Raw genomic sequence first — 14,961 nt, 5'->3', positions numbered from 1 at the left:
GACCGCGGTCCGCCGCCGGCCGTGCACTCTGCGCAGCGCCGTGTCATCGACACGCCGCTGCACACGCGAAACCCCGAAAACGGGGGATCTCCGACTCATGGGGCCCCTTCTGCCCATTCGTCCTACAGAAATCCCCACCCCCCGCACGGAAGACGAGCTTCCATACGCTCCGGTTGGAATGTAGACCCTGAATGAGACCATCCACAAGGGAGAGTCGGATTCCCGTTTCGGAATACATGCCTCCGACGCACAGAATGAGCCCCGCCGAAGCGGGGCTCATCCGAGGCTCTAGACGGCGTGAATCCGCCTCCGGGTCAGAGCGACTGGACGATCTCGCGCATGAGGGCCGCCGTCTCGGACGGCGTCTTGCCGACCTTGACGCCGGCGGCCTCGAGGGCCTCCTTCTTGGCCTGCGCCGTGCCGGCCGAGCCGGACACGATCGCGCCGGCGTGACCCATGGTCTTCCCCTCGGGAGCAGTGAAGCCCGCCACGTAGCCCACGACCGGCTTGGTCACGTTGGCCTTGATGAAGTCGGCCGCGCGCTCCTCGGCGTCGCCGCCGATCTCACCGATCATGACGATCGCCTTGGTCTCGGGGTCTGCCTCGAAGGCGGCGAGCGCGTCGATGTGGGTGGTGCCGATGATCGGGTCGCCGCCGATGCCGATGGCGGTCGAGAAGCCGATGTCACGCAGCTCGAACATCATCTGGTACGTCAGGGTCCCCGACTTCGAGACCAGGCCGATCGGGCCCTTGCCGGTGATGTTGGCCGGCGTGATCCCCACGAGCGACTCGTCCGGAGTGATGATGCCGGGGCAGTTGGGCCCGATGATGCGGGTCTTGTTGCCCTTCTCGGTGGCGTACGCCCATGCCTCGGCGGTGTCTCCGACCGGGACACCCTCGGTGATGACCACGAGCAGGGGGATCTCGGCGTCGATGGCCTCGATCATCGCGTCCTTGGTGAAAGCGGCCGGGACGAACGCGATGGAGACGTCCGCACCGGTCTTCTCGATGGCTTCGGCGACGGAGCCGAACACGGGCAGCTCCACGTCGGCGCCGTCCTTGTCCTTGTGCAGGACCGTCGTTCCGGCCTTGCGGGCGTTCACGCCGCCGACGACGTTGGTGCCCGCCTTGAGCATGAGCGCGGTGTGCTTGGTGCCCTCGCCGCCCGTGATGCCCTGGACGATGACCTTGGAGTCCTTGTTGAGGAAGATCGACATTTCTGTTTCCTATCCGGGTCAGGCGTTGGCGAGTTCGGCTGCCTTGTCGGCGCCCTCGTCCATGGTGGCGGCCAGGGTCACGAGCGGGTGGTTGGCGTCCTGGAGGATCTTGCGGCCCTCCTCGACGCGGTTCCCGTCGAGGCGGACGACCAGCGGCTTGGATGCCGTGGCTCCGAGTTCCGCGAGCGCTCCGACGATGCCCTTGGCGACCGCGTCGCACGCGGTGATGCCGCCGAAGACGTTGACGAACACGGACTTGACCTGCGGGTCGCCCAGGATCACGTCCAGGCCCGCGGCCATGACCTCGGCCGAGGCGCCCCCGCCGATGTCGAGGAAGTTCGCGGGCTTGACGCCGCCGTGGTTCTCGCCGGCGTAGGCGACCACGTCCAGGGTCGACATGACCAGGCCCGCGCCGTTGCCGATGATGCCGACCTCGCCGTCCAGCTTCACGTAGTTGAGGTCGTTCTCCTTGGCCTTGGCCTCCAGCGGGTCGGCGGCCGCCTTGTCCTCGAGGAGCGCGTGGCCGGGGTGGCGGAACTCGGCGTTGTCGTCGAGGGTCACCTTGCCGTCCAGGGCGATGATGTCGCCGTCCTCGGACAGGATGAGCGGGTTCACCTCGACGAGCGTGGCGTCCTCGCCCTTGTACACGTTGAAGAGCTTGACGAAGACGTCTGCGACCTTCGGGGCCAGCTCGGCGTCGAAGCCGGCGGCCTCGGCGATCTCGAGGGCCTTGGCGTGATCGATGCCGGTGCCGGGGTTGACCTCGACGCGCGCGAGAGCCTCGGGCTTCTCGACGGCGAGCTGTTCGATCTCCATGCCGCCCTCGACGCTCGCCAGCGACAGGTACGAGCGGTTGGCGCGGTCCAGCAGCACGGAGAAGTAGTACTCCTTGGCGATGCGGGCGCCCGCGGCGACCATCACACGCTTGACGACGTGGCCCTTGATGTCCAGGCCCAGGATGGCCTTCGCGGCCTCGTAGGCCTCATCCGGAGTCTTGGCGACCTTGACGCCGCCCGCCTTGCCGCGGCCCCCGGTCTTGACCTGAGCCTTCACGACGACGACGCCGCCACCCAGCTTCTCCGCGGCGGCCTTCGCCTCCTCGGGGGTGTCGGCGATGATGCCCGGGAGCACCGGCACCTCGTACTTCTCGAAAAGGTCTCGTGCCTGGTACTCGTACAGATCCACAGTGCAGTCCTTCGCTGTAGCGAATGAGGTGGGAACGACGCGGAAAGCGTCTCGACGTCGAGATATCGACCAGTCCCCCAGCCTACTACCGCTTGCTGAACGTCCCTGACCGCAGCGACGCGCCGACGCCCTCCTCACCGCCTGCGCGACCCGCCGGGCCGAGCGCGCCGGTCACCGGACGGCCGTGGCCGGGGCAGCCGCGGCATCCTCCGGCTCTTCGGTCTCCTCACCCGGCACCCGTGGCAGCCGTGTGAGATCGCACAGGGCGGGTCCCTCGATGCGGCGACCCTCGGCGGTGAAACGAGACGCGTGCAGCGGGCAGTCCCACGTGAGCTCCGCGTCGTTCCACCGCAGCACCCCGTGCAGGTGCGGGCAGACGGCGCTGACGGCGCGGGTGGTGCCGTCCACCGTGGAGATCCCGACGGGGTGCCCGGCGCGGTTGGCGACCACCGCCTGACCCTCGGCCGGGCGGCGGACCGGAGTGGGCACCGCCTGTGCGCCCATCCATCCCGATGCGGCCTGCCATCCCACACGCAGATTCTCGACGCCGCCGCGCGCGAGGTCGGCGGGCACGGTGAAGCGCGTGGCGATGACGTTCATCCAATCGGGACGTTGACGTCGCGGTATGCGGCACACCTCGGCGGTGAGCCGCAGCGCCGCGGCCGGCGCGTTGGACAGACCCCACTTCGCGTAGCCGGTCGCGAAGCGGAGGTGCCCGAGCCCGCGCGGCATGGCGCCGACGAACGGGATGAGGTCGTGCGACTCGTAGTCCTGGGCCGACCACGCCGTCACGGGCTGCGCGCCGGGGAAGTGCTGCTGGGTCCACTCCACCAGCCCGTCCACCGCCGCACGCGGCGACACCGCACGCCCCGTCGGGAACCCGTTGCCTCCGACGATCAGCTGGGCGGCCTCGACGGGACCGTCGCCCGGGGTGATCGATCGCACGGACTTCGTCTCGCCATCCACCGCGAGGTAGAGCCCTTCGGGCAACGGCGCGTCCGTCGTGAAGGCGACGCACGACGAGCGCAGCCCGCGGATCTTCGCGAAATAGAGACCGCGATCGGTGATGGGCGTGGCGGTCGCCAGCACCACCTGGTCCGCTTCGGCGTACCCGGCCGTGGTCTCCACTCCGGCGCGCGGAACCGCATGCACCCGGGTGACCCGCACACCGGTGTGCAGCACGCCACCTTCCCGGAGGAACGCCTTCGCGAGGGCGACCACCATCCGCATCGGGTCGATGGCCACCTGGTTGTCGAGGGCGACGGCGTCCACGATCGGGAACGGTGACTGCGCGAGCTGATCGGGCTCGACGCGCCGCACCGGAAGACCCGCCTGGGCCGCCGCCTCCGACTCCGCTTCGATGCACTCGACGCCCTCGGCGCTCTGTGCGTAGGAGTAGGCGGTGCGGTGGGTGTACGGCACGCCCAGGGCGTCGGCCGTCGTCATGAGCCAGCGCATGCCGTCCTGATTCGCGTCGACGTAGGCGCGCACGAGGCGCGCGGGGTGATGCCGGCGCAGGGTCGACAGCACGGATCCCTGCAGCAGCGTGAGCTTCCCGGTGTTGGCACCGGAGGCGAGTTCGCCGACGTCACCGGCCTCGATGACGGCGACGTCCTTGCCCTCGCGCACCAGCATCAGCGCCGTCGACAGCCCGGTGAGCCCTGCGCCCACGACGATGACGTCGCGGCGACGGCCGGGTTCGAAGGGTGTTCCGGCGACCGCCTCCGCGTCTTGCTTCCAGATGGGCCTCATCTGCCCAGTGAACCGCTCGAACGCCGCCGCGTCGATGGCCTTGACAGCGCGCAGGAGCGGTACGACGGCGGGGATGCCGCAACCGCCGGCCGCGCGCGCATTAGGCTCTCCCCCGAGATGTCCGACACCGCCGCCGCCTCCACCACCCAGGCCGCCTCCCGTGCGACCGTAGTCGCCGCTGCGCTGGAGCTCTTCGCCGAGCAGGGGTTCGACCAGACCTCGGTGGAGCAGATCGCCCAGGCGGCCGGGGTGTCGCGGTCGACCTTCTTCCGGCAGTTCGGCGGCAAGGAGGACGTGGTCTTCACCGACCATGAGGTTCTGCTGGGCCGCCTGCGGGATTTTCTGGCCCAGCCGCACGAGGATCCGTGGGCGGCGGTGTGCGAAGCATCCCTCCTCGTCTATGCGCACTTCGCCGCCGATCCCGAGCTCGCCCGCCGCCGCTATGAGGTCGTGCGTGGAGTGCCGGCGCTGCGCGACCGTGAGATCGTGACGGTGTTCCGGTACGAGCGGCTGTTCGACGAGTACCTCCGAGCGTCCCTGCCGGGCCTGGACCCGCTCGACGCGGTCGGCTTCTCCGCCCTGGTGACGGCGGTCCACAATCACGTGCTGCGCCGCCTGATCCGCGGACCCAAGAAGGTGCCGGCCTCGGTGCTGCGCGCGGCGCTGGACGACGCGCGCCGCCGGTTCGGGGTGCTGCCCGACACCGCACGCGAGCCGGATGCCGACGATGTGGTCGTGGCGGTGTTCCGCCGGGGAACCCCGACGGCCGAACTCGCCCGCAGGCTGCGCGAACACCTCGACGGCTGACCCGCTCCCGCGGCGGCCTCGTTCGCCCGTTCACATCGCCCGTTGATGTCGGAGGCCGTTCATACGCTCGTCTCGTGGCCACCCTCGACGACGTCCGACGCACCGCCGCGGAGCTGCCGGGGAGCGAGGAGCGCGCCACGACCGGCGGAGCCGCGTGGTTCGTGCGGGGCAAGCTCTACGCGTGGGAGTGCCATCCGTGGCCCAGCATTCCCGACGACATGCGGGAGGTCATCGCGAGCGAGCTGGTCGTCGGCGTGAAGGTCGCCGACCCCCTCGACGCCCTCGCGCTGGTCGAGATGCAGCCCGAGATCTTCCTCCGCACGACCACACCGTGGGGCGAGCCGAAAGTCGCCTTCCGCATGGCGGCGATCCCCGAGGACCACCTCGCCGAGCTCGTCACCGAGGCATGGCGCGTGCAGGCTCCGAAGTATCTCCGGCGCGAGCTCGAGCAGGCCGAGAGATGACCGCGTCAGTGCGGCAAGCTTCGGCGGTGTTCGGCAAGAGTGGCACGCCAGGTGGCACGACGGCGCCGCGGCTGGCCGATCATGACGCGATACTGCTCGGTCCAGGAGCGACCCCCGAACGCGTGGCTGAGCCACGCGAACGGCTTGCCGGTGGAGGTCATGTGCGACTCCTCTCGTGTGCGATCGATTCGGGATGCATGGGTTCTCACGCGATCCCCGCGCGGCGCGCCTGATCCACGGCCCGACGGATGCCGCCCTCATCGGGAGCCCCGTGGCCGGGAAGCACGAGGCGGGCTCCCGTGTCGGCGAGCCGGTCCAGGCTCAGCAGGTTCGTCTCCGCATCCGCGGTCGCGGCCCGGGCGACCATGCGGGGCCCCGTTCTGCCGGTGTAGGGATCCAGGGTCACGAGCGCGTCGCCGGTGAAGAGGACCCCCTTGTCGGCGAGCAGGAACCCGCAGTGCCCGTTGGTGTGCCCCGGTGACCACACCGGCACCGGGCGGCCGGGAACGTCCATCGCGATACCGGGCGTCACGCCGTCGCGAGTCTTGGTGCCTTCCACCCACAGCGCCCCCGCGGCGACCATGGCCAGCAGCAGCGGGTTCGCTGCCGGGAAGCGGAACGGGTAGCGCCACCGGGGAGCCTGGTGGTCGTACCGGTACGGGTGCCGTGCGAGCTCGCTGTCGGCGGGATGGATGTGCGAGGCCACGTGGTGTTCGGCCTTCAGCCGGTCGCACAGGCCGACGTGGTCGAAATGTCCGTGGGTGAGGACGACCGCGCGAATGTCGTCCGGGGTGGCGCCGAGGCCGTCGAGGGCGTGACGCAGCGTCCGCCACATACCGGGAAGCCCCGCGTCGACGAGGGTGAGGCCGTCGGCGGCCGCGATGAGATAGCAGTTGACGCCGGCGCGATGGATGCGCAGCACGCCGTCCGCCACGGCGGTCACGCCTTCTCGTTCGCGGGTCATGCCGACACCTTCACCCGCAAGACGCCGCGGAAAGATGGGGCTTGTCAGGGAGACGGCGAGGGTGATACAGACAACGGATCTCGACGGCCCATCGCATCCGGGAAGCGGCGACGGGCGCACTCACCCTGAGACTCAGTACTATGACTGATGGGATTCAGTCCCACCGTTCCCAAGCCCAGGAGTCTTGATCGTGACCGACTTCCAGCCCCGCCCCGGTCAGAGGGTCGCCGGCTATGACGTGACCGCCCGCCGCGACACCGACTACTACGCGGTGTTCGCCGACATCCCCGCAGCGGATCGGGAGGTGTGGGACCGCGCGAAGGCCTACATCGACGAGGTGGGCACCCGGATGCTGGATGCGTGGGACACCGCCGCCTACCCGCTCGATCTCGCGATGCGGGCCGGCGAGCTGGACCTCTTCAATGACGGCATCGTGCACCCCGACCTCACCCGTTTCTCACCACTGGCGGCGGGCCTGGTCAACATGGAGATCTCCCGAGGTGACGGGTCGCTCGGCACCGTGCTGGCCGTGCAGGGCGGACTGGCCCTGCGCACACTCGCCCTGTTCGGCAGCGACGAACAGCAGGCGCGCTGGCTCGTACCGATCGCGCGGGGCGAGGTCCCGGCATCCTTCGCCCTCACCGAACCCGACCACGGTTCCGACTCGGTCTCGCTCGAGACGGTCGCCCGGCGCGACGCCACCACGGGAGAGTGGGTGCTGGACGGCGCGAAGAAGTGGATCGGCAACGGGGCCTCCGGGGGCATCACGTTCGTGTGGGCACGCGTCGAGGCCGAGGACGAATTCCACGGTGCCGTGCGCTGCTTCCTCGTCGAGCAGGACACCCCGGGCTACACCGGCACCGTGATCACGGGCAAGGCGTCGCTGCGCGGCATCCACCAGGCGCATATCGTGCTGGACGGCGTGCGCGTGGCGGCCGACGCCGTGCTGCCGGGCGCCCAGAGCTTCAAGGATGCCTCGACGGTGCTCTACTCGACCCGCTCGGGTGTCGCGTGGTCGGCGCTCGGTCACGCGACCGCCTGCTACGAGTCGGCACTGGCCTATTCGCAGCAGCGCGTGCAGTTCGGCAAGCCGCTGGCGAAATTCCAGATGGTGCAGGAGCGGCTCGCGCAGATGCTCGAGGAGCTCACCGCGATGCAGCTGTACTGCCGCTGGATGGCCGATCTCGAGGAGCGCGGGCAGCTGCGCCCGACCCAGGCGTCGCTGGCGAAATACCACAACACCCGCGCCGCGCGCCGCATCGCGGCAGTCGCCCGCGACATGCTCGGCGGCAACGGCATCCTTCTCGAGAACGGGGTGATGCAGCACATGGCCGACATCGAGGCGATCCACACGTACGAGGGCACGGAGAGCGTGCAGGCGCTGCTCATCGGCCGCGACATCACCGGTATGAGCGCGTTCGCCTGAGGCATCAGGTGAGGCGCCTTAGTCACCGGGACCGGCCGACTAAGGCACCGCCGGGCCGCAAGACAAGACGATCGCCCGATGGGGAGGGACCCCCTTAGCGAGGATCGTCGTACCTGTCAGCCGAACCGGAACCGCACCGAGGTTCCGCCGCAGACAGGAGCGACCCATGAACGACACGACCTACACCGGCTACATGCTCGACGCCCACCGCGCAGAAGACCTCGCCCGCGAGAACGCGATGCTCATCGCCCAGCGCGAGCGCGGCGCCTCGCTCACGCCTCCGCACGGCCGCCCGCTCACCGCCTGGCTGCACGTGGGCGCGCGGCGCGGCGCCCGCACCGCGGCGATCGCGTCCAGCCACTGATCCCCCCTTCGCGCGAGTCGCGAGGGGATGCGCATCCCGGACCTGTGCCCCGCAATGCGCCCGAGGGCGAAGCCGCAAGGCTTCGCCCTCTTTCCTGCCAGGACCCATGGCCGGACTAAGGCATCCGCCCGATGGACGGGGAAGGGTCTTAGAGAGCAGCGTGGACGGTACGCGGGAAGCATCCAGGGAGGGAGCAAGGATGGACACGGTACGGGCGTCGGGGGCGGGTGCCACGATATGACCATGCCCGCACTCGCCTCGACCCCGCGCATGGTCGGCCGGCACACCGAGCTGGCCACCCTGCTCGAGGCGTTCGACGACGGCGAGAACGGCGTGCCGCGCACCGTCATCGTGCGCGGCGAGGCCGGAGTCGGCAAGACCCGCCTGGTGCAGGAGTTCCTCGCGGTGATCGCGCCCGGATCGCTCGCCACCGCGACGCCGGCCGGCGAGGGGCTCGTCATCGCGTTCGGCCAATGCGTCGACCTCGGTCCGATCGGTGCGCCGTTCGGCCCGGTGCGGCGTGTGCTGCGCGACCTGCACGCCGCCGTCGGCACCGAGGCGCTGCGCGAGGCGGCAGGCTCCGCAGCCGCCATCGCGAGTCTCGCGGCACTGGTTCCGGGCATCGCCGACGAGACCCCCGAGTCCGATGAACCGGCCGGCGCCTTCGCCGAGGCGATCGAGGTGCTCCTCGAACGCCTGTCGCAGCGACGGCACCTCGTGGTGATCCTCGAAGACCTGCAGTGGGCGGATGCCGCCACCATGGCGCTCCTCAAGACCCTTGCCAGCACGCTCCGCGGCCGTCGGCTGACGCTCGTGGCGACGTACCGCTCCGACGACATCGACCGTTTCCACCCGCTGCGCCCGGTGCTCGCCGAACTGGACCGCACCCGGTCCGTTGTCCGAGTCGAGGTGTCGCCGCTCACCCCCGACGAGGTGGCCGAGCAGGTCGCGCAGCTGGCGCCCGGGTTCGACCCCCGCATGATCGAGGCTCTCGCCGAGCGCAGTGGCGGCATCCCGTTCCTGGTCGAGGAGCTCGTCGACCTGGGGGATCGCGCCCTTCCCGACACCCTGCGCGAGCTCGTGCTGGCCCGCTACGCCCGGCTCGGCGACGACGCCCAGCAGATCGTACGCGCCATGGCCGCCGGCGGCATGCACGTCGACGACGACGTGCTGGCGGCGGTCACCGCGATCGATGAGCAGGCACGCGACCAGGCCGTGCGCGAGGCGATCGATACGCGCGTGATCCTCTCGGACGGGGCCGGTTACGCGTTCCGGCACGCACTGACCCGCGAAGCGGTCGAGGCTGAGATGCTGCCCAGCGAGCGCGTGCGCGTGCACCGTCGCTACGCCGAGCACCTGCAGCAGCATCACGGCGACTCCCCCGACGACGCCTCGGCGATCGCCGAGCACTGGCTGGCCGCTCGCGATCTGACCGCCGCGTTCGACGCGACCGTCACGGCGTTGCGCCAGTCGCGCTCGCGGTTCTCCCCCGCCACCTCGGCGAAGCTCACCGAGCGTCTCACCGAACTGTGGGAGCAGGTGCCGGACGCCGAGACCCGCTCGGGCACCACGCTCGCCGCTTTGCACCTCGATGCCGCGCAGGCGTGGCACGACCTGGGCGAGTCGGAGCGCGCCCTGCGCTCGGCGAACGAGGGCCTCGCCGCCTGTCCCGACGACCCGATCACCCGCGCAGCCCTGCTGCGGCAGCGGTTCGTGCAGGCGTTCAACTTCGAGCACCGCGCCGCGCCCGACGATCTGGCCGAGGCAGCGTCGCTCCTGGAAGGCCTCGAGGACCGCCGTGCCCGCATCCTGCTCTCGCGCGTGCTCACGAACATCGCCCTGGACGAGCACGGGACGGATGCCGCAGAGCACGCCGCCCGCGCGATCGCTCTGGCGGAAGAGGCCGGCGACGACGCCGCCCTGGCGGTGGCACTGACAGTGGAGGCATGGCGGATCGCGGGCGACGAGGACGACGAGCCGGCTGCCCTGGCTCCCCTGGAGCGGGCGATGACGCTGCGGCTCGAGCCGCCGCTGCGGGCCTACGCGGGCGCCGCGCTCACCGACATGCTGCTGCGCGTGGGGCGCTTCGCGGACGCGGCAGTGGTGGGTGCCCAGCTCTACGACGATGTCGTGCGCGCGGGCATCGAACGGGGATCCGGCGGCGGCATTGCCCATTCCCTGGCGTTCGCGCTGTTCGCGGCAGGACGACCGGATGCGGCCCGCCGATATGCCCAGCGGGCGCGTCGACTGCTGAGCCCGGCCGAGGGCGCGTCGGTGCTCCGGCTTCTCGCTTCCCACCTCTCGTGGGACGACCGCGCCGCCGAGCGCGACGACCTGCTGGTCACCGAGCGCGCGACGATCGACGACGCCTTCCGCCGGTACCCCGACAAGGAGGGGTGGTGGCAGATCGAGCGTGCCGAGGCGGTCCTCTCCCTGCGGGGCGGCGGCACCGAGACCGAGGCCGCCCGCGCCGTGCTGACCGTCGCCGAGAACGACGAGGGCCCGCCGGCCGTGCGGCGCTACGGCCTCGTGACGGCTGCGCTGCTCGGGATCACTCCGGGCCTGCGCGTTGCGTCCGACGTACGATCGAGCATCGAGCGCGCCCTGGATGCCTGGCCCGATCACGGCGCCACCCGCATCCACGCGTCCTTCATCCGCGCCGTGCTGACCGATGCGGAAGGGGATGCCGCGGCACGCCTCGCGGCGTGGCGCGGGATCGTCGAGGTCCTGGCCGATGGCGGCATGCCGGTATGGCACACGCAGGCCGCGCGCGTGCGCCTGGCATGGGCCCTGATCGACACCGGTGCACGCGACGACGCTTCGGCGCTGCTCGCCGAGGTCGCCGCAGAGGCGCCGAGGCTCGGAGTATCGCGCGTCGGCCGGTGGGCGACGGACCTCGCCACACAGGCGGGCCTCGTCTCAGCCGGCACCGGCGTTCCCACCGGCGCCGTCGCCACCCTCACCCCCCGCGAGCTGCAGGTGCTGCAGCTCGTGGCCGAAGGCCTGACCAACCCGCAGATCGGCAAGCGCCTGTTCATCAGCCCCAAGACGGCTTCGGTGCACGTCTCGGCGATCCTCGCCAAGATCGGCGCCGCCAACCGCGCCGAGGCCGCCGCGCTCTACACCGCCGCGGCATCCGCCTCTTCTTCTGCCTGACGGGGCACCGGCTTCGTTGTCGCTGCACCCTGTGACGGGTGAGTCGGCGCGCGATCGGATCACCTCATGCCGTCGAGGTCACCGAGCGCGGTGAGTTCCCGGCGCCTCACGTAGCCGGCGCTGCTGACGACGCAGTTCGGCGGCACATCCTTGGCGATGACGGCGCCCGCGGCGACCACCGACCCGGCGCCGATCCGCACACCCGGTGTGACGGTCACATTCGCACCGATCCAGACATCCGCTTCGATGAGGACCCGTGCGACGGTGATCCCGTCGAACCGGCGGGCTGGCTCGACCGGGTGACCAGCGGTGAGGATGGTCACCCCCGGCCCGATCATGGCCCGATCCCCGATCGTGATTCCGCCCAAGTCGTAGAACGAGCAGTTCTGGTTGACGAAGACGCCGTCACCGAAGTCGAGGTTGAACCCGTAGTCACAGAAGAACGGCGGGTAGAGCGTCAGCGTCTCGGGCGCCGGTCTTCCCAGGATCTCGCCGAGGATGGCCATGCGCGTTTCGATGTCGTTGTGACGCAGCACGTTGAGCCGCGACGTCAGGTCCATCACGATCTGGACACGCTCGCTGACCGCTCGGGACTCCGGTGTGCGCCTGGGGATGAGCCGTTCGTTCTGCATCATCGACCATGCTGGCAGGTCGGCATCACCGCCGTCCTCGGCGCGCCATGACCAGCTCATTCGGTGGAGACTCGCCTCGCGCCCGCATTCGCGGTCGGCTGCGCCACGCGGGTGACACGTGAGGCTGTCGGGTGTCGGCACTGCAGGGCAGGATGGACGCCATGCCGTACGAGATCCCCGCGCCGATGCTCGCCAAGTCCGTGCCCGACATCCCGGACCCGGCGAAGACGCCGGGCGGGCTCAGTTACGAGCCGAAGTGGGACGGGTTCCGGGCCCTCGTCTCGTGGGACGGCGAAGATGTCGAGATCGGCTCGCGCGGGGCGAAGCCTCTGACCAGGTACTTCCCCGAGCTCGTCGAGGCGTTCTCCCGCATCCTTCCCCAACCGTGTCTGCTCGACGGCGAGATCGTCGTGCCGATCGACCGCGACGGCCGGCGCCGGCTGGATTGGGAATCGCTGTCGCAGCGCATCCACCCCGCGGCATCCCGCGTGAACATGCTCGCCGAGCAGACCCCGGCGATGTTCATCGCCTTCGATGCCCTGGCCATCGGTGACCGCGATCTGCAGAGCGAGCCGTTCGCTGCGCGGCGCGAAGCGCTCGTCGGTCTGCTGCGGGACGTACCCGATCCCGTCCATGTCACGCGCACCACCGCCGATCCCGAGCTCGCGCGCCGCTGGCTCGCCGAGTTCGAGGGGGCAGGCCTGGATGGCGTGGTCGCCAAGCCGCTGGACCAGCCGTACGCACCGGGCAAACGCACGATGTTCAAGATCAAGCACGCGCGCACCGCCGACGTCGTGGCCATGGGCTACCGCATCCACAAGTCGGGTCAGGGGGTCGGCTCGCTGCTGGTCGGGCTCTACGGCGAGGACGGCACGCTGTACCCGGTCGGTGGCGTGGCGGCGTGGAGCAACGCCCGCCGGCTGGAGCTCATCGACGAGCTCGCCCCGCTGGTCGAGCGGGATGCCTCGGGCGAGGTGGTGCGCGGCGAAGGGGAGCCGTCGCGGTTCCAAGCGGGCCGTGCCGACTCCTCGTTCGTGCGGCTGCGCCCCGAGCGCGTGCTGGAAGTCCGCTACGACCAGCTCGAAGGCTGGCGGTTCCGGCACACGGTGCAGTTCGAGCGCTGGCGCCCCGACCGTGACCCGCAGTCGTGCACGTACGAACAGCTCGAAGTGGTCGCCGCATACGACCTCGCCGACGTCCTCGTCTGAACGGCCGCCTTCCTCGGGCCGAAGGCGCGGCGTTGGGCCAGTGGACGGCCGGATCACCGCGGTGGGGTGAATTCGACGATCCGGATGTCGGTGTCGCCTCTGGCGGCGTATTCCATGGCCGCGCTCAGATGCTTCCACGCGTCGGGGTGCTCGGCGGCGTACGTCTTCAGCAGGCACGACGAATCCTCGGCGTCGAGCAGCCGGACGGCTGCCGGAACCCGCCGAACCCTCCCCGTACTGAGGTAGGCGACACCGTTGGCCCGGAGGTTCCGGTACCACTGCGACCGGACGCCGAATCCGGACGCCACACGGATCACGTTGCGCTCCCGTTGCACAACCTCGACCACGACGAACCGCGGTTCGTGCGAACGGCGGCCGAGATGCTCGACCATCACCAGTCGCCGGCCGAAGATCCACCCGAGCCCCGCCCGGTACAGCGGAATCGGCATCCGCATCAACCGCGGCGTCGCCAGGAGTCGTGCCATCGCCCGATCGACGACCGAGGTGCGTTCAGGCATCGTCCTTCGGCCAGTTCTCGGGGTTGATCCGGCTCGGCTGCACGCGCGGCGGTTCCCCCGGCATCTTCGGGAAGTCCGGCGGGAACGGCAGCTCACCCAACCCGTTGTCCAGGTCGCGCTGCCACCACTCGAGCAGCGTGTCGATGCGACCCGGCTTGGCGAGCAGGTCTGCCCAGGGGTCGCCCACCTCCGCGATACGCTGCGGCACCGTGCGGACCGTGAACGCCATGGGGTCCACGCCCGCCTCGAGCTCGTCCCAGGTCAGCGGCGTCGACACCGTGGCGGCGGGCAGGGCTCGGGGGCTGTAGGCCCCCGCCATGGTGCGATCGCGGTTGGCCTGGTTGAAGTCGATGAAGATGCGCTCGCCGCGCTCCTCCTTCCACCAGTTCATCGTCACCTTGTCGGGCAGCCGCCGCTCGAGTTCGCGCCCTGCCGCGATGACGGCGTGCCGCACGTCGAGGAACTCCCACTCCGGCTCGATGGGGCAGAAAACATGGATGCCGCGGTTGCCGCTCGTCTTGAGGAACGCCGTCAGGCCGGCCTCGGCGAGCACGTCGCGCATCGCGGGCGCGACGGCTGCGGCATCCGCGAAATCCGTCCCGGGCTGCGGGTCGAGGTCGATGCGCAGCTCGACCGGGTTGTCGGTGTTGCCCGTCAGCGACGCCCACGGGTGGAAGACGATCGTGTTCATCTGCACGGCCCACACGGCCGCTGCGATCTCGGTGAGGATGATCTGCGGATGCCGGCGCCCGCTGTTGTAGGTGACGGTGCGGGACTCGACGAACGAAGGCGCACCCTTGGGCGGGTTCTTGGAGTAGAAGCGCTCGCCCTCCACGCCCTCGGGGAACCGCTCGAGCGAGACCGGCCGGTCGCCGTTGGCACCGAGGAACGGCCGGCTCACCGCGATGAGGTACTCGGCCAGCTCCTGCTTGGTGATGCCGACCTGCGGCCAGATCACCCGGTTGGGGTTGGAGATGCCGACCTCGCGGTCGCCATCGGGCCCAGGAACGGTGAGGGTGATGCGTTCGGACGCCATGGTCCGACGCTATCGGGATGCCGCGACATCCGGCACCCCGCGGTCAGGCGGGAGCCGCGAGGGCAGGCGGGCGCGCGGCTCGGGAACCGGCCGGCCAGAACTCCTCACATGCTGCGCGCTTCCCCGTCGATACGGCGAGAGATGGCCGCTCACGCCCCGTTCTTGAGGAGTTCGTGTCGCTCGTCCAGCGACATAGACACGGACGCGATGGTCTCGACCCCACGCTCAGGAT

Annotated in this window: 14 protein-coding genes; 6 read left to right on the top strand and 8 right to left on the bottom strand. The window is 70.3% G+C overall.

Annotated features, from left to right (window positions below; translation table 11 throughout):
* Positions 1 to 314: 314 nt before the first annotated feature.
* The 3 genes from sucD to C9992_RS16515 all read right to left on the bottom strand — a co-directional run bounded on the left by sucD (position 315) and on the right by C9992_RS16515 (position 4,154).
* Positions 315 to 1,217, bottom strand: a complete 903-nt coding sequence (gene sucD / locus C9992_RS16525) for a succinate--CoA ligase subunit alpha (protein WP_106816729.1) — start codon at positions 1,215 to 1,217, stop codon at positions 315 to 317.
* Between the two features lie 18 nt (positions 1,218 to 1,235).
* Positions 1,236 to 2,402, bottom strand: a complete 1,167-nt coding sequence (gene sucC, locus C9992_RS16520) for an ADP-forming succinate--CoA ligase subunit beta (protein ID WP_106816728.1) — start codon at positions 2,400 to 2,402, stop codon at positions 1,236 to 1,238.
* A 171-nt stretch (positions 2,403 to 2,573) separates the two neighbouring features.
* Complete coding sequence (locus C9992_RS16515; RefSeq protein ID WP_106816727.1) at positions 2,574 to 4,154, bottom strand: FAD-dependent oxidoreductase; 1,581 nt, start codon at positions 4,152 to 4,154, stop codon at positions 2,574 to 2,576.
* Positions 4,155 to 4,271: 117 nt separating this feature from the next.
* On the opposite strand from C9992_RS16515, the gene C9992_RS16510 reads away from it, so the two are divergent.
* Together C9992_RS16510 and C9992_RS16505 are read left to right on the top strand one after the other, a co-directional pair.
* A complete protein-coding gene (locus C9992_RS16510; protein WP_106816726.1) occupies positions 4,272 to 4,961 on the top strand; it encodes a TetR family transcriptional regulator in 690 nt (229 codons plus the stop codon).
* 74 nt (positions 4,962 to 5,035) lie between these two features.
* Positions 5,036 to 5,425, top strand: coding sequence for an MmcQ/YjbR family DNA-binding protein (locus C9992_RS16505; RefSeq protein ID WP_106816725.1), 390 nt, complete (start codon positions 5,036 to 5,038; stop codon positions 5,423 to 5,425).
* A 5-nt stretch (positions 5,426 to 5,430) separates the two neighbouring features.
* Here the strand turns inward: C9992_RS16505 and C9992_RS18135 are convergent, their stop codons facing one another.
* Entirely contained in the window at positions 5,431 to 5,586 is a 156-nt protein-coding gene (locus C9992_RS18135) for a hypothetical protein (RefSeq protein ID WP_160150915.1), read from the bottom strand.
* Positions 5,587 to 5,630: 44 nt separating this feature from the next.
* On the bottom strand, positions 5,631 to 6,389 hold the full coding sequence (locus C9992_RS16500; RefSeq protein WP_106816724.1) for an MBL fold metallo-hydrolase: 759 nt from the start codon (positions 6,387 to 6,389) through the stop codon (positions 5,631 to 5,633).
* Positions 6,390 to 6,579: 190 nt separating this feature from the next.
* On the opposite strand from C9992_RS16500, the gene C9992_RS16495 reads away from it, so the two are divergent.
* From C9992_RS16495 to C9992_RS16485, 3 genes are all read left to right on the top strand, one after another.
* Positions 6,580 to 7,815, top strand: a complete 1,236-nt coding sequence (locus C9992_RS16495; protein WP_106816766.1) for an acyl-CoA dehydrogenase family protein — start codon at positions 6,580 to 6,582, stop codon at positions 7,813 to 7,815.
* A 166-nt stretch (positions 7,816 to 7,981) separates the two neighbouring features.
* Positions 7,982 to 8,179: a hypothetical protein gene (locus C9992_RS16490; RefSeq protein WP_106816723.1), complete on the top strand. Its 198-nt coding sequence runs from the start codon at positions 7,982 to 7,984 to the stop codon at positions 8,177 to 8,179.
* Between the two features lie 243 nt (positions 8,180 to 8,422).
* Positions 8,423 to 11,335, top strand: a complete 2,913-nt coding sequence (locus C9992_RS16485) for a helix-turn-helix transcriptional regulator (protein ID WP_106816722.1) — start codon at positions 8,423 to 8,425, stop codon at positions 11,333 to 11,335.
* Between the two features lie 59 nt (positions 11,336 to 11,394).
* On the opposite strand, the gene C9992_RS16480 is transcribed toward C9992_RS16485, so the two are convergent.
* Positions 11,395 to 12,027 (bottom strand): sugar O-acetyltransferase, encoded by a 633-nt coding sequence (locus tag C9992_RS16480; RefSeq protein WP_235008298.1) that lies wholly within the window; start codon positions 12,025 to 12,027, stop codon positions 11,395 to 11,397.
* Between the two features lie 101 nt (positions 12,028 to 12,128).
* Here C9992_RS16480 and C9992_RS16475 point away from each other — a divergent pair, with 101 nt between their 5' ends.
* Positions 12,129 to 13,175 carry an ATP-dependent DNA ligase gene (locus C9992_RS16475; protein WP_106816764.1) on the top strand — a complete coding sequence of 349 codons (1,047 nt, stop codon included), beginning with the start codon at positions 12,129 to 12,131 and terminating at the stop codon, positions 13,173 to 13,175.
* A 53-nt stretch (positions 13,176 to 13,228) separates the two neighbouring features.
* On the opposite strand, the gene C9992_RS16470 is transcribed toward C9992_RS16475, so the two are convergent.
* On the bottom strand, positions 13,229 to 13,693 hold the full coding sequence (locus C9992_RS16470; RefSeq protein WP_106816721.1) for a nitroreductase family deazaflavin-dependent oxidoreductase: 465 nt from the start codon (positions 13,691 to 13,693) through the stop codon (positions 13,229 to 13,231).
* Positions 13,686 to 14,729 (bottom strand): non-homologous end-joining DNA ligase, encoded by a 1,044-nt coding sequence (ligD, locus tag C9992_RS16465; RefSeq protein WP_106816720.1) that lies wholly within the window; start codon positions 14,727 to 14,729, stop codon positions 13,686 to 13,688. Before ligD ends, C9992_RS16470 begins: the two co-directional genes overlap by 8 nt.
* Positions 14,730 to 14,961 lie beyond the last annotated feature (232 nt).

Source organism: Microbacterium timonense, from assembly GCF_900292075.1.
Lineage (GTDB): Bacteria > Actinomycetota > Actinomycetes > Actinomycetales > Microbacteriaceae > Microbacterium > Microbacterium timonense.
The sequence above is the reverse complement of the archived record's forward strand: the minus strand, read 5'-3'. Positions and strand labels throughout refer to the sequence as shown.

Excerpts from the sequence above, each read along its gene's own strand:
- ligD (WP_106816720.1), bottom strand. The coding sequence starts at position 14,729 with ATGGCGTCCGAACGCATCACCCTCACCGTTCCTGGGCCCGATGGCGAC.
- C9992_RS16515 (WP_106816727.1), bottom strand. The coding sequence starts at position 4,154 with ATGAGGCCCATCTGGAAGCAAGACGCGGAGGCGGTCGCCGGAACACCC.
- C9992_RS16485 (WP_106816722.1), top strand. The coding sequence starts at position 8,423 with ATGCCCGCACTCGCCTCGACCCCGCGCATGGTCGGCCGGCACACCGAG.
- C9992_RS16510 (WP_106816726.1), top strand. The coding sequence starts at position 4,272 with ATGTCCGACACCGCCGCCGCCTCCACCACCCAGGCCGCCTCCCGTGCG.
- C9992_RS16480 (WP_235008298.1), bottom strand. The coding sequence starts at position 12,027 with ATGAGCTGGTCATGGCGCGCCGAGGACGGCGGTGATGCCGACCTGCCA.
- C9992_RS16475 (WP_106816764.1), top strand. The coding sequence starts at position 12,129 with ATGCCGTACGAGATCCCCGCGCCGATGCTCGCCAAGTCCGTGCCCGAC.
- C9992_RS16490 (WP_106816723.1), top strand. The coding sequence starts at position 7,982 with ATGAACGACACGACCTACACCGGCTACATGCTCGACGCCCACCGCGCA.
- C9992_RS16500 (WP_106816724.1), bottom strand. The coding sequence starts at position 6,389 with ATGACCCGCGAACGAGAAGGCGTGACCGCCGTGGCGGACGGCGTGCTG.
- C9992_RS16470 (WP_106816721.1), bottom strand. The coding sequence starts at position 13,693 with ATGCCTGAACGCACCTCGGTCGTCGATCGGGCGATGGCACGACTCCTG.
- C9992_RS18135 (WP_160150915.1), bottom strand. The coding sequence starts at position 5,586 with ATGACCTCCACCGGCAAGCCGTTCGCGTGGCTCAGCCACGCGTTCGGG.
- sucD (WP_106816729.1), bottom strand. The coding sequence starts at position 1,217 with ATGTCGATCTTCCTCAACAAGGACTCCAAGGTCATCGTCCAGGGCATC.